The organism is Francisella sp. XLW-1 (assembly GCF_008711455.1).
GTDB lineage: Bacteria > Pseudomonadota > Gammaproteobacteria > Francisellales > Francisellaceae > Francisella > Francisella salimarina.
The window spans coordinates 313,151-327,951 of the sequence record NZ_VXKP01000003.1; the positions used below are offsets into that span (position 1 = coordinate 313,151).

A 14,801-nucleotide genomic window follows, 5' to 3' on the forward strand; every position below is an offset into this window, starting at 1 on the left:
TAAATTATAGAATACTCATAATGATAAAGAAAGATATACGACTACTATTTTATATTAGATGGTTGGTTCTGAATTTGTTCTTTTATCGTTGCTGGCTTGAGCACCGGTTCACTTTTTTTGACACCTATATGTAGCTGACTACTGTTTAGATTTATAGGGAAACCATTATATCTACGCCATAACTCATAACCCAGACTAACATCATTAAGCAATACCCAACCATGTACTTTGGTACCTAACCTTAATACATCTGGCGATGGCCAATCTCTACTTCCGCTTTGCTTAACAAATATTTTAAACTGTCCTTGAGCATTATTTTGAGGAGAAATGAATATAACCTCTCCTTCAAAAGTACCTATAGCGACTTGTGGCCAACCACTAAACTGAACTGCTGGCCACCCCTCAAATTGTAGCATTACCTTATCACCAACTTTGACAAGAGGAACATCCATACTGTTGATCCACAACTCAACTATTCTAGACTTACTCTCTGGCACAATTGTCGCTAGCACATCAGTATCTTTTACAATCACTCCACCCATACCATGGATACGATCCATTATTACCCCATCAGTAGGCGCTTTAACTAATCGACTTTGTTGACGAGCTATCTGGACCTTAACTTTTGCTAGATCCACATTAAGCTTTGATAATTCTTGTGTGTAATTAACCATCTCCATCTGAGCTTGCTCATATATCCTCTGAGTACTCGCTCCTTTATCTATTAGATACTTATGTCTTTCGATATTGTTTTGAGTATTTTTAATAGCCAGCTTAACAGATTTAACACCTAACTCTATCGCTGCTTTTTCTTCTTCTAAGCGTGAGACAACCTCAGGATCAAGATCTAGTACCTCAACAATAGGATCTCCTTTTTTAACAGCATCGCCCTCAAACACATACCATTTGCCTAACCTACCACCTATTGGAGCAGAAATATTTTGTTGACGTTCAGACGGTGATAAGGTTGTCACATCTCCATAACCATCAACAGTTTGCTGCCAAGGAATAATAGCCAAGATAACACCAACTGCTATGATACTTAATAAAACTAAAAATATAATCTTTTTAAAACTAGGATCTTTCCTAAGCATTTCAGATGATTTTAACTGCATAATAAGTCACCTACTGAATAGATATAATTAAGGTTGGTAACGCTATTTTACGAAGTATGTTCGTAATCGCCATATCACCGTTTCTATTTGTTAAACCATACGAATCAACCAATATCAACAATTTAGGCTGCTTCAAAATGGCTCTTATCAAGTTCATTTTCAATACTACTAAGGTATTAAATTCTAGATTATATTTTATAGTCTGAGAATCAATTTCCATTTCAAAATATTTCTCGAGAAACTTCACATCAAAAGCATCAAGAAGTTCGCTTAGATAGCTCAGTCTCTCTTGAGAAAAGTCACTTTCGCAGAGATTATCTAATACTGTACCGGCAATAATTTCAATACCGCTAGCTATATGAATTTTTTTAGCTACTTCTTTTTTACTATAGTTATTCAAACAAATACTATTAAGCTTTATCACTCCCAAAGAATCATCGTCAAAGAATGAATCTAGTATTTTTTGAGCACCACCTACTGATAAACATAGCTGGTGAAAGTTGTCTTTTTCATAATCAAGATAATATCTTTGATCGTCAGAGACACTGATATCAATCGATGAAATTGTATTAACTATACTAGCTTCTTTGTGTTGTATACTCTCTTTTTGTCCTTCAGAAATCTCAAGTAGATCTAATATTTTACGTACAGCTACCATGAAGCCATAACAATCATAGAGATATTGACTAAATTTCAATAACCCCAGTAGAACTATATTTACCAATATTTCTGCAGCGATTAATTGACCAATAGATAGCTGACCGTTTATGATTAGGTAACTACCAATACCCAACAGCAATATATTTATGAAGATGTACGTTAAGCCTATATAGATATGCTGTCTAAGAACCACACCAAAAAAACTTGATCTAGCTTCGATATAGCCACATAACTTAGCATCTACTTTGTTTATAGAATTTTCTAAAGGACGCTGCTTGAATGACAGAAACTCAGCCGTCTTCTCTTCCAAAGAGTCAACTATACTATATATTTTGCTAGACTCTCTCACTCCCGCATTATAGCCAGCCCTCATAGGAACAAAAATGGATAATACAATACAGGTAATAAGCAAAATATCAAATACCAAAAATAGCGGATGATAAAATGCTAAAACAATCACACAAAAAAGAGTTTGCAGAAATATATCAAGAAGTATTATAAATATAACTGATACGGATTTTTGCAAGAACTTGAGTTCAAACGCTCTATTAATCTTTTCCCGAACATTTATCTTATCTAACTTGTTAAAATCAACTCTATAAATAGCTGTCATCACGCGTAAGACAACATCTACGAAGACTTTTCTTTGGATATCTTCAACAAGTTTTAACTGTAAAATTCTCACAAAAAAAGCTGCTGTTAGTAAAATAAATAAAATAGTAATAAGTGATATAACAGGTCTAATAGACAAACTGACACCAACAAGATTAACTAGTGTCTGAACTGATACAGGTATTGTCAGCGATAAAAAACCTAGTAATAAACTATATATTATGAGTATATAGACAGTATGCTTAGGAATTTTTAAAACCGTTTTAATTTGTTTATACAACATAATAAGTAGAGTACAACATCAAGGTGAATATACTACTTTAGTATAATATTGTTTTAAATAATGTCTATACTGGGATATTAATTTTATGTAATGATACTACTTGGATATATTTATAGTTAAGAGACGATTAGAAAAGTGTTATAGATTATCCTTAACTTTTGATTGATCTTTCAAATACACTATCAATTTCTTTTAGATAAGTCTTTTTGATACCCTCGAAGTCCATTTCTGGAACATTTAGGATAATGTTGTGTTCATCTTGCATTACTTTCTGCAAGTTTTTAGAGAATGATTCTCCTTGTTTAAGATCAAAAGCAACCTGTTGAACAATCTTGTAGCAATCTTCACGCATAAATGGTGTGTTTGCTACTAGGAAGTGTAGATAGAAACTTGATAAGTATGCGCTTGTGCTTCTAACTCTATCCTCGATGATATCTTTTTGAACCACAAGGTTATCAATAGTGTTTTTCATTCTACGCAAAGCATAAACCATAATACCAAAGTTATCTGGTAAGTAAAAACGCTCAGCTGAAGAGTGAGAGATATCTCTTTCATGCCATAATACACAGTTCTCTAATGCAACAGATACATGTGATCTTAACATTCTTGCCATACCCGTTAGATTTTCTGTAGAGATAGGGTTCTTCTTATGTGGCATAGTTGAAGAGCCTTTTTGACCTTTAGAGAAACCTTCATACACTTCAAAAACATCACTTCTGTGTAAATGTCTAATCTCAACCGCCAATCTCTCAATAGCAGAAGCAATAAGCCCATGAATAGAAATTAATTTAGCGATTCTATCTCTTGGGATAACTTGAGTAGAAACTTCTTCAACTGGTAGACCTAAGATATCTGCAGCCTTTTTCTCATCTTCTGTAGTTAAAATACAGTAGTTACCTACCGCACCTGAGAACTGCACTGTCAAACCATCTTTTTGGAAGTCTTTAAGGTCTTTTAGTCTACGTTTAAACTCAACATAAGCACCTAAAAACTTCTGACCGAAGCTCATAGGCTCTGCAAACATACCATGACTTCTACCCATAGTAATGATTTCTTTTGTTTCTTGAGCCTTTGCTAGTAACGAATCACACAATGCTTCTAGATCTCTAACAACGTAGTCCATAGACTCACGAATCTGCAAGCTAAGTGCTGAGTCAATAATATCTGAAGATGTAACACCAAAATGAAAAAACTTACCAGTCTCAGCAGTGAACTGCTCAGCAATAGAAGTACAAAAAGCTATAATATCATGCTTAGTAACTTTCTCGATCTCATCAACCCTGTCAGGTCTAATTTCTGCTTTAGCACGAATCTCTGCTGCAGTGCCTTTAGGCACCATTTTGTCTTCCAAAGCTTCAAGAATTGCCAACTCAACCTCAAGCATTTTTGCATACTTATTTTCATCTGCCCAAATCTTTGAGATTTCTGCTACATCATACCTTTTTATCATTTTACTACCCTATTTGACAAACATGTATAAGCACTCTGATCAGCTCGGACTCAAAACTAAATACTAAAACTCAGAAGACACTGTATACAATGATTTACTTGATTGAACATAAATATATCTTAATTTTCTCAAATAGAACTATATTGTCAACATTTTTATAAATATTACTCTTCGACGATTTTACTAATTTTTTTCAACTCATTTGCTATAATATTATCTTAAAGATTATGATTAAAAATACCTATTGTATTCAATATACAAATCAAAATGGATTGCCTAGCAAAAGGAGATAGCATGAAAAAGCTTATATTATCATCAGTCGCAATTATGACTCTAGCATCTACAGGCTATAGCTCAGAGCTAAAAGGTAGTGACTACATTTCAACAGATGTTGGTACAACATATAATTTCCAACGTATTGAAGCCAATGATGAAGATAATTTTCTAGTTCAAACAAAAATAGAAAGCTGTAACAATGATAAAACATCATGCAAATATGTCAGCGAAATTAAAGATCCTTCTGGAAAAGAAATAACTCAATCAAAATATGAGTATAGTTATACCGTAAAAAACAATGGTGACGTCTATATTCAGCATCCTAATACTGACAAAGAAACTCTGCTTTTACCAGCCAATATAAAGTTCAACAAGCTTAGAAAAGAAAATATAACTATAGGCAATAGCCAGTTCTCAAATACTTATGAATTTAAAAAAGAAATTCCTAAACTGACTGTTAACGGTAAAGACTATGAGAACTGTATAGAATTAGAAGCTAACTCAGTTGTCACATACAAAAAACAAGTTGAAAAAACTCAAAGCTTAGAAACCTATTGTAAAGGAGTTGGGCTTGTCAAAGAAAACTTGAAAGAAACTCTTAACTCAGAGGCTCCTATAATCTATAAGAATGTTCTTATGTCTATCACAAAATAAAACTTATGAAAAAAGTAACCTTTGCTTTAATTTCAATAATATTATTATCCGGCTGTTCTACAACTATAATTAACGGTAGTGATTACATATCTATGCAACCCGATACTCAGTACCACTACAAAAGAACTGCACTAAAAGCAGATAAGTCTATTTTTATTGATGTCGATATTGAATATTGCAACAGCAATAACTCAGAATGCCAGTATTTAGTAACTGTTAAGAATGACAAAAACAAAATCATAGATAAATACTATGAAACATATTATGTCGACTTCTTTGGCAATGTATATTTAACAGATGATGTATATCCTAATGACACCCTCCTCCTACCTGCAAGAATTAATTTAGATCAAGAAATTATTTTACATAACGATAATAATAATGGTGCTTCACAGGAGAAATTACTTGCTTATAAGCTCATACCTGAAATACATATAGGTAATCATAAATATGAAAACTGTGTAAACATCCTGTTTGAAACAACCGCTCCAACTAAAACTGTAGATCTGAAGCTAGTAACTGATGAGATAACTTGCAAAGGTATTGGCTCAGTCCAAAAAGAAATGCAAATGTCATATAGACCTAAATATGCTAATGCTAGTGCTGAAGAAATAAATGATAGCGTGGTGAAATTTGCAGCGACCAAAAGTATCCGCAAAGATATGGCACCAGTAGGATTCCTCAAACCCTTTGGACAAAGACGTCTAAAACCTGATGATGAAGGTTTTATTCTTATAGGTAGATATCTAGACACTCTGGAGTATATTACTTACAATCAAACCAGTCCGGCAGATGTAAACTTAAACCCTGACTACGACTATTATCATAGATATTTCATGCCTAAATGTTCTGAATGCTAAATTTTAGCTAATATTCAATAATGACTAGCTTACAGCTCTCTTTTTCAGATAGTTGTATAAACTCCAACAACTAATAGCAACCCATGAAGTCTCAATAATAAATGACGGTAGATTCCAGTAATACATCAGTGAGAATAGCACTCCTAGAGAGCCTATTATATTTAAAAGTAAGTAACTTAAATCACTAGATTTGACACGATTTGTTTGTAATAGGAAGAAGGCGATTATCACGAGGATATCTCCACCAACTCCTAGAGTGTTCGCTAACACACTATCTCCTTATTTTTAGCTTAAAAGTTAATAATTCAAATGAATATCCAAACAAATTACCAACTAACGCTTAGATATTTTTAAAAAAGATACTAGAATAGCCTCAACATTACAACATTATCGTAAATAAATATAATTAGTAACCAAACTCTATAGTATATGAGCGAGAAAAAGCCTGTTTAGACTCTATCTCAATATTACCTATACGATACTCAATATCAACATCCATACCTAGTGTATCACTTCTACCACACCACGGCTCAATACATACGTAGGGTGCATTAGCCTTAGGTTTTGACCATAAACCAAGATATTCAAAGCCATCAAAAGTAACTTCAATATAACGCTCTGAACCTTTCTCAGCTAATCTGACTCGTTTATCTGTGAAACCACTATACACAAGAGCATCATTATCAAAAGTATGATTATCTAGTTCAATTTTAGATAGTTTGAAATGCTTGGTTTCACTAGTATAAAATGCCTCTGGTGTAATAGGATGAAAATCTAATTTTTGCTCAGAGAATGTAATCTCATAATCACTAAATTTATGCTTGTTATCAAAAGGACAAGCAAATGCTGGATGAGCTCCAAAGCCACATGATGCAACACTATCCTCTAGGTTTATAATATTGTACTCTGTGAGAAGTTTATTCGCTTCAAGGGTGTATGTGACTTCAAATCTTAGTCTAAATGGATAATCTTCTTTGGTAGTCTCCATAGCTAAGATGACACTGTTTTCACTATGTAAAACAATATCAAATACAGTATGGCGAGCAAGTCCATGATTACCCATAGGGTATTCTTTACCTTGGTATTTGATCTTATTACCATGAGATTTCCCAACTACTGGAAATAGTACCGGAGATACTCCAGCCCATATGCGACCATCTCCAGACCACATATACTCATGCTCTGTTGCCGTATTAATAACAGCGCGAACTTCGGCACCTAGCTCACTAACCTCTACTAATAAATTATCATTTTTGATTGTAATCATAACAATACCCCTTCGTTGTTTGTGAAGAGGTGTAACTATATCAAAAGTGGTATGTCATTCCGTCAGGTTTGACCGCGGAATCTAAGAAATAGATTTTAAAAACCTATTTCTGCAAATACCACTTACCAAACTATACCCTCTTCAGGGTTAACTTCAATATCTTCAGTAAAAAACGAGCAATTGAAAATCAAAGATTTAAAATACTCAATTAGTATTTTAACATATTGTTGATTAGTAAACTAAAGTTAAAAGATTCCCCTTCATTTATGAAGGGGTGGCAGTCGCAGACTGACGGGATAGTGCTGATAACGAACTCTCTTAACTACAATCTTACCCTTTTACCGCAAAAGTAAACAAAAAATTTCTTTAGATAAAAAATTTTATTAGCTTGCATTCTATTAACTTTGCAGGATTATTTGGGTCTTTTACCTTTTTATCCTCTATAGTAAAACCATCAATGTTCAAGCTCTCAAGGCTAGTTCTGCTAGTATCAGATAACTTATAATAATCAGTTATTGGAATTATACAAACTAACTCGAATTTACTATTACCTTGAATATGTAAATAATCAAAAACTTTTCTAGGATTCTCAATTTGCCACATCCCTCTGATTCTTAAGTTAGTAATACCTAAAGGGTCAACCTTATTTACTCTACCAAGCTCTTTAGTCTCAGAAAAAACAACATCCGGAACCTCTTTAATACCATCTGATATAGTATTCTTTATTCTCTCATAAGTTTCTTGTTTTGCTGCATATATAGAGCCATAAACCATCCATAGAGACTTTAATTCACTATCATCTGTATGACCAACACAATATATCAAATTTTTAATATCCCAATCTTCACAAGCTCTACACTCATTTGTAATCATTGGGCTTGAACTTCTTAAGTCAGCCTTGGGGTAACTACTATTAAGAGCTAGGCTACTATTTGCACTTTGTGTTTTTTTAACCTCAATAGCATCACCCCCTTTTATCATAATATCAGGAGGATTATTTTGAGACCCTAGCCATGAAAATTTTTCACTATAAATATTTAGTTTATCTTCTTCTGAATGCTCAGAGCCAAGAGTTCCTGCAAAAGCATCCTTTATATACTTCTCTAATGCGTCTCCTACACTATTTGCTCTATTTCTACCTGTATACATTTGCTTTATACTATAGTCACGATATTTAACTATATTTACAATTGCTTCTGAAATATTTGTCAAATCACTTTCCTCTCATTCTGCTTACATATTTGCAATTTGATACATTTTGCTAAAAATTCTGCTAACTTAACAGGCACTGCATTACCAATCATCTTATATCCTGCAGCAACTTTATCATAATAAAAAACAAAATCATCTGGGAAGGTTTGTATTCTTGCACACTCTCGAACACTTAATCTTCTATATAAATGCTCTTTACCAGGAACAAAAATCCTATGATTTTGCTCTACAAACTCCATTTTAGGTGCTTGTGGGTGTATAGGTGCATGACGACCTCCAGCCTGAATTGTAAAAGACTGTTCATCCCAGCTTCTTACTCTATTTCTAGACATATAAATAGACGAGAAACCACCTGTCATATACTCATGATTTGTTACTTCACATCCATCTCCGTTAGTGTTATTAAGAGGCAAAGCGGGAATTACACTCTCTCTTAAATCCCAAATTGCATCCTTAAGGGTAATCTTTGGATATGTATCAGTTGAAAAATTAAAGTTAAATCCTAAATCTTTACGGATACCAACAAAGAAAACTCTCTGTCTATCTTGAGGAACCTTATAATCTGATGAGTTCAATAATTTAAATGAAAGATTATAGCCAGCATCTTCAAACATTTGCTTTATGTTAGTTAGTGCCTCAGTATGCCTTGGTGCTAACATTCCACTTACATTTTCAGCTAAAAAAAACTTAGGTTGTTTAGCTTTTAGTACTCTTATGAAATCAAAAAAAAGTTGACCTCTTTTATCTTTTATACCTCTTAAAGAGCCGGCTTCACTCCAACTCTGACAAGGTGGTCCTCCTATTATACCATCACAATCAGGAACTTCAGATTCATGTATATTTACTATACTTCTTCTATCTAAAATTGTATTTGGATGATTTTTCTCATAGGTTTCCCATATCTCCTTATCAAATTCATTTGCCCAAATAATATCAAATCCAGCTCTCTCAAACCCTAAGTCAAGTCCTCCAGCTCCTGAAAAAAAAGATACTACTTTCATCAACCAACCCACTTCCTTGCATTTCTAAACATTCTCATCCAAACAGAATACTCATCATACTCTGCTGGGATATGCGAGTTTGTAATCGCTCTATAGACACGCTCTGGATGTGGCATCATTGCAAGTACACGACCATTTAGAGCTGTTACAGCTGTTAGACCGTTTACTGCACCATTTGGATTATATGGGTACATTTCTGTTGCTTGACCTTGCCCATCGATATATTTAAGAGCTACTTGCGAACTTGCTAACATAGCTTGTTGCTGACTATCGTTTTCAAATAAAGGACGACCCTCACCATGAGCTACAGCAATTGGTGCTTTTGTGCCTACCATATCAGCAAACCAAATAGAGTCAGATTCTTGAATCTCTACCATAGAAGCTCTTGCCTCAAACTGCTCTGATTTATTCTTAATAAATATCGGCCAATTTTCAGCTCCTTTGATTAGTGATTTAAGCTGAGCAAGCATTTGGCAACCATTACACACGCCTAGTGCTAGAGTATCATTACGACCAAAGAATCTGCTAAACTCATCTCTTAGCTTCTCTGTAAATAAGATATTCTTCGCCCAGCCACCGCCAGCTCCTAAAACATCACCATAAGAGAAACCACCACAAGCCACCAATACTTTGAAATCTGCTAAAGTTACACGCCCAGCATGCAAATCTGACATATGCACATCATGAGCCTCAAAACCAGCCGTAGTAAATGCTGCTGCCATCTCAACTTGACCGTTGACACCTTGCTCTCTTAAGATTGCAACTTTTGGCTTCTCAACATTGACAAACTTAGCTGTAATATCTTCTTCAAGATCAAATGTTGCCTCAACATGGATACCTTTATCATTAGTATTTAAGATACTATCAAACTCTTGTTTAGCACACTCGCTATTATCACGGATTGATTGGATTTGATAAGAAGTCTCAGCCCACCATCTTTGTAAGTTTACACGCGTATTTGAGTATACTTTCTCACTATTTGCATAGATGTTTAACTCATCACTAGAGTTTAGTTTAGCTATTGCACACAGGTGAATTTGAGTATCTTTAAATATTCCTTCAACTAATTCTACATCATTATTTTTAACTTGGATAACAACCCCAACTTCTTCAGCAAAGAGTTTTGCTAATGTATCTTGAGTCTCTAGCTTGATATCTAAACCTTTACGCCCAGCGAATGACATCTCTGCTAAAGTTGCAAATACACCGCCATCAGATACATCATGATATGCTAAGATTTTACTTTCAGCTTTTAGCTTTGTGATATTTTCAAATAGCACTTTTAACTTACTTGCTTCAACATCTGGTGCAACATTGCCAACTTGATTATAAGCTTGAGCTAAACATGAAGCTCCAAGTCTACCAGCACCATTAGATAGGTCAATGTGCAAAAGAGTTGTATCATTATCATCAACTAAAACGGGGGTAAGAGTCTTACGTGCATTTGTCACGGGTGAGAAACCTGAGATCACTAACGATAAAGGCGATGTAACAGATTTAGCTTGACCATTATCTGACCATTTAGTTTTCATTGACATTGAGTCTTTACCAACTGGTATTGCAATGCCTAACTCTGGTGCAAATTCCATACCAACAGCTTTTACAGTCTCATATAACTTTTGATTTTCATCGCCCTGATTTGCAGCAACCATCCAATTTGCAGATAGGCGAATATCACTTAGTTTCTCAATATCAGAAGCTAGTAGATTTGTTACAGTCTCAGCAATTCCCAATCTACCAGAAGCAGCTGCATTAATAGCTGCAACAGGAGTTCTTTCACCCATTGCCATTGCTTCACCTGCTTGACTATCGACTGTAGCAGTTGTCACAGCACAGTCTGCAACCGGCACTTGCCATGGACCAACCATTTGATCGCGTGCAACCATACCTGTAATACTTCTATCGCCAATTGTGATTAAGAAAGATTTAGAAGCTACAGCCGGTACTTTTAGCACTCTTTCAATCGCATCATCAAGCTTGATAGAACTTGTATCAAAAGCATCTTGTTCTACTTTGACAGTTTTAACATCAATATGCATTTGCGGAGTATTACCGAATAATAATCCCATTGGTAAATCAACTGGCTTATTATCGAAATACTCATCATTTAGAGTAATATGCTTTTCAGAGATTGCCTCACCGACTACTGCAAATGGACATCTCTCTCTATTACAAAGTTGTTCAAAAAACTCTAAGCTTTGCGGATCTACAGATAGCACATATCTTTCTTGTGACTCATTTGACCATATTTCTAATGGAGAAAGTCCTTCTTCGCCGACATTCACTTTTCTAAGCTCAAAATGACCACCGACATTACCATCTTTCACAAGCTCAGGAAACGCATTTGAAATACCGCCGGCACCAACATCATGGATAAATGTGATTGGATTATGCTCACCCATTTGCCAACATCTATCAATAACCTCTTGGCAACGACGCTCCATCTCAGCATTATCACGCTGTACAGATGCAAAATCTAGCTCTGAATTAGTATCAGAAGATACAACAGATGACGCAGCACCACCACCAAGACCAATACGCATAGCAGGACCGCCAAGACAGATTAGCTTAGCACCGACTTTGATATCGCCTTTCTCAACATGCATTCTCTTGATATTACCCATACCGCCGGCAATCATAATCGGCTTATGGTAACCAAACATCTCTTTACCAGCAGAAGTATTTACCTCTTGCTCAAAGGTACGGAAATAACCGTTTATATTAGGCCTACCAAACTCATTTGAGTAATGAGCTCCACCAATAGGTGCCTCTAGCATGATTTGTAAAGGTGTTACAATATGATAAGGTTTACCGTACTTAGTAGACTCCCAAGCTTGTTCAAAACCTGGGATATTAAGATTTGAAACTGTAAAACCAGTCAAACCAGCTTTTGGTTTAGCTCCTAGACCAGTCGCTCCCTCATCACGAATCTCACCACCAATACCAGTCGCCGAACCACTAAATGGTGCAATTGCTGTAGGGTGGTTATGAGTCTCAACCTTCATCAAGATATCAACTTCTTCTTGATTGAAGTTATAAACACCTGTTTGAGTATTTGAGTAAAATCTCTGAGCCGTTGTGCCCTCTATCACAGCAGCATTATCTTTATATGCTGAAAGCACGCCTTTTGGAGATTTCTCAGTAGTGTTTCGAATCATCTTAAACAATGATTTGTCTTGCTCTTGATTATCAATAGTCCACTTAGCATTAAAAATCTTATGTCTACAATGCTCCGAGTTCGCTTGAGCAAACATATATAGCTCAGTATCTGTAGGATTTCTATCAAGCTTTGTATATTCATCTGCTAGATAGTCAATCTCTTGCTCACTTAGAGCTAAACCAAGTTTCTTATCGGCATCTTTGATAGCTTGGGCACTATTCTCTAAGACATTGACAAACTCAAGTTCTTTTGGAGCAGTAACACCAAATAATCTATGTAAATCATCTCTACAACTAAAGACTTCCTCAACCATACGATCATGTACTAAATTTTCTATAGCTCTTAGCTCACTATCAGAAACCTGTCCCTCAACACCAAATAAAACTGCTCTTTCTACTCTCTTGACGGTACTGATACCCGTATTAAGGATAATATCTGTCGCCTTTGATGACCAAGGAGAGATTGTGCCTGCTCTTGGAGCCGTAATAAAAGTATGACCCTTAGGCTCTGTCGAACCATACTCTATATTGTAGTTAAGTAAAGATTTAATTATTTTTTCTTGCTCACTACTTAACTCTGACTCAAGTTCTACTACATGGATATATTGAGTAGATACAGACTCAACTTTATTAGATATCTTTTTAGCATCTGCTAAAATTTTCTCTCTTTTAAACGGGGATAATGCACTCAACCCTTCAAAAAACCTAATCATTAGCTATCAAACCCTTTATATTTCTTTTCCAATTCTTTTAACTCTTTTCTATGTCTTTCTAGCTCATCCAAATATGCTTCATCGACATCACCTGTAATATAATTACCAGAGAAAACACTATCTTCAAATTCTGTAATATCAGGATTTTGCTTTTGAACAATCTCTTTAAGATCAGTCAATGGCAAGTATATAAGGCCATCAACACCAATCCACTGGCGAATTTCCTCTAATGACTTACCATGAGCAACTAAATCTGACTTAACAGGCATATCAATACCATAGACATTTGGATAACAAACAGCAGGTGATACAGAAGCAAGATATACAGATTTTGCGCCTAAATCTCTAACCATTTCAATAATTCGCTTAGATGTTGTACCTCTAACTATTGAGTCATCAACCAGCAAAACATTCTTATCCTTAAATTCTGCTGGTATTGGATTTAACTTTCTTCTAACGAAGTTCTTTCTATCAACATTTTCAGGCATGATAAAAGTTCTACCAACATAACGGTTTTTGACAAACCCCTCACGGTACTCAACACCTAATGCAGTTGCAATCTCCTGAGCAGATGCTCTACCTGTCTCCGGTACCGGGATTACAATATCAATCTCTTTATCTTTCCAAGTTTCTTTGATTCTTTGGCTTAAAACTTTACCAGCATCAACTCTAGCTTGATATACGCTTACGCCATTCATAACACTATCAGGACGTGCAAAGTATACATACTCAAATAAACAAGGTGCTAAAACTGGATTTTTTGCACATATTTTAGAATGGACCTGCCTATCTTCTGTGATAATTATCACCTCTCCTGGCTCAACATCTCTTAGTATCTTAAACCCTGATATATCCAAAGAAACGCTTTCACTAGCAACCATATAAGCTTTTTCACCATTATCATACTCCTTGACACCTAGTATCAAAGGACGTATCCCATATGGATCCCTAAAAGCGACTAAGCCAAAATTCGCTATCATCGCAGTACAAGCATAACCACCCTTAGCATGCTCAAAAACAAACTCACATGCTTTATATACAGCTTCTGTCGTTGGACAACCTTTGGACTTATTCATACCACATGCAAAAAAATTCAGAAGCAATTCGGAATCGGAAGTTGTGTTTAGATGGCGTCTTTCGATATCATGTAACATCTGCGCAAGCTCATCAACATTCGTAAGATTTCCGTTATGTGCAAAAACTATACCATGAGGATTATTAACGTAAAAAGGCTGACTATCTGCAGCTCCTAAGCTACCAGCTGTAGGATATCTCACATGTCCTATACCCATTTTACCTTTTGATTTTTCTAACTTCTCATCTGTAAATACATCACTTACAAGTCCTGTATTTTTACGCATGAAAAAATGACCATCATCCATTGTTGCGATACCGGCAGCATCTTGCCCTCTATGCTGCAAAAGACTTAAACCATAAAATAATGCATAGCTAACCTGATTTGGTCCAGCGACTCCTATAACTCCACACATAAAACTACCAACTACTCTTAATACAATTTACTTTCATTAACAAACATAT

General features: G+C 35.2%; 11 protein-coding genes. 2 read left to right on the forward strand and 9 right to left on the reverse strand.

Annotation, left to right across the window (positions count from 1 at the left end):
- Positions 1-44 precede the first annotated feature (44 nt).
- The 3 genes from F3D59_RS06280 to purB form a co-directional block, all read right to left on the reverse strand.
- The gene (locus F3D59_RS06280; RefSeq protein WP_013922289.1) at positions 45-1,115 is read right to left on the reverse strand and encodes an HlyD family secretion protein; all 1,071 of its coding nucleotides are present in this window, start codon (positions 1,113-1,115) and stop codon (positions 45-47) included.
- Positions 1,116-1,125: 10 nt separating this feature from the next.
- Complete coding sequence (locus tag F3D59_RS06285; RefSeq protein WP_150464207.1) at positions 1,126-2,670, reverse strand: ABC transporter ATP-binding protein; 1,545 nt, start codon at positions 2,668-2,670, stop codon at positions 1,126-1,128.
- A gap of 151 nt (positions 2,671-2,821) precedes the next feature.
- Positions 2,822-4,120 (reverse strand): adenylosuccinate lyase, encoded by a 1,299-nt coding sequence (gene purB, locus F3D59_RS06290; protein WP_150464208.1) that lies wholly within the window; start codon positions 4,118-4,120, stop codon positions 2,822-2,824.
- 294 nt (positions 4,121-4,414) lie between these two features.
- Here purB and F3D59_RS06295 point away from each other — a divergent pair, with 294 nt between their 5' ends.
- Together F3D59_RS06295 and F3D59_RS06300 are read left to right on the forward strand one after the other, a co-directional pair.
- Positions 4,415-5,050, forward strand: coding sequence for a hypothetical protein (locus F3D59_RS06295; protein WP_146420938.1), 636 nt, complete (start codon positions 4,415-4,417; stop codon positions 5,048-5,050).
- Positions 5,051-5,055: 5 nt separating this feature from the next.
- A complete protein-coding gene (locus tag F3D59_RS06300) occupies positions 5,056-5,910 on the forward strand; it encodes a hypothetical protein (protein WP_224721164.1) in 855 nt (284 codons plus the stop codon).
- Between the two features lie 24 nt (positions 5,911-5,934).
- Here the strand turns inward: F3D59_RS06300 and F3D59_RS06305 are convergent, their stop codons facing one another.
- From F3D59_RS06305 to purF, 6 genes are all read right to left on the reverse strand, one after another.
- On the reverse strand, positions 5,935-6,180 hold the full coding sequence (locus F3D59_RS06305; RefSeq protein WP_150464209.1) for a CBU_0592 family membrane protein: 246 nt from the start codon (positions 6,178-6,180) through the stop codon (positions 5,935-5,937).
- A 136-nt stretch (positions 6,181-6,316) separates the two neighbouring features.
- Positions 6,317-7,177, reverse strand: coding sequence for an aldose 1-epimerase family protein (locus F3D59_RS06310; RefSeq protein ID WP_150464210.1), 861 nt, complete (start codon positions 7,175-7,177; stop codon positions 6,317-6,319).
- A 366-nt stretch (positions 7,178-7,543) separates the two neighbouring features.
- Positions 7,544-8,389: an NgoPII family restriction endonuclease gene (locus F3D59_RS06315; RefSeq protein WP_150464211.1), complete on the reverse strand. Its 846-nt coding sequence runs from the start codon at positions 8,387-8,389 to the stop codon at positions 7,544-7,546.
- Entirely contained in the window at positions 8,386-9,390 is a 1,005-nt protein-coding gene (locus F3D59_RS06320) for a DNA cytosine methyltransferase (protein ID WP_150464212.1), read from the reverse strand. The genes F3D59_RS06315 and F3D59_RS06320 overlap by 4 nt, the downstream gene beginning before the upstream one ends.
- On the reverse strand, positions 9,390-13,262 hold the full coding sequence (gene purL / locus F3D59_RS06325) for a phosphoribosylformylglycinamidine synthase (protein WP_150464213.1): 3,873 nt from the start codon (positions 13,260-13,262) through the stop codon (positions 9,390-9,392). Before purL ends, F3D59_RS06320 begins: the two co-directional genes overlap by 1 nt.
- Positions 13,262-14,752, reverse strand: a complete 1,491-nt coding sequence (purF, locus tag F3D59_RS06330) for an amidophosphoribosyltransferase (protein ID WP_146420943.1) — start codon at positions 14,750-14,752, stop codon at positions 13,262-13,264. The genes purL and purF overlap by 1 nt, the downstream gene beginning before the upstream one ends.
- Positions 14,753-14,801 lie beyond the last annotated feature (49 nt).

Coding starts and splice junctions, on each gene's coding strand:
- F3D59_RS06285 (WP_150464207.1), bottom strand. CDS start 2,670: ATGTTGTATAAACAAATTAAAACGGTTTTAAAAATTCCTAAGCATACT.
- purL (WP_150464213.1), bottom strand. CDS start 13,262: ATGATTAGGTTTTTTGAAGGGTTGAGTGCATTATCCCCGTTTAAAAGA.
- F3D59_RS06295 (WP_146420938.1), top strand. CDS start 4,415: ATGAAAAAGCTTATATTATCATCAGTCGCAATTATGACTCTAGCATCT.
- F3D59_RS06320 (WP_150464212.1), bottom strand. CDS start 9,390: ATGAAAGTAGTATCTTTTTTTTCAGGAGCTGGAGGACTTGACTTAGGG.
- purB (WP_150464208.1), bottom strand. CDS start 4,120: ATGATAAAAAGGTATGATGTAGCAGAAATCTCAAAGATTTGGGCAGAT.
- purF (WP_146420943.1), bottom strand. CDS start 14,752: ATGTGTGGAGTTATAGGAGTCGCTGGACCAAATCAGGTTAGCTATGCA.
- F3D59_RS06310 (WP_150464210.1), bottom strand. CDS start 7,177: ATGATTACAATCAAAAATGATAATTTATTAGTAGAGGTTAGTGAGCTA.
- F3D59_RS06280 (WP_013922289.1), bottom strand. CDS start 1,115: ATGCAGTTAAAATCATCTGAAATGCTTAGGAAAGATCCTAGTTTTAAA.
- F3D59_RS06300 (WP_224721164.1), top strand. CDS start 5,056: ATGAAAAAAGTAACCTTTGCTTTAATTTCAATAATATTATTATCCGGC.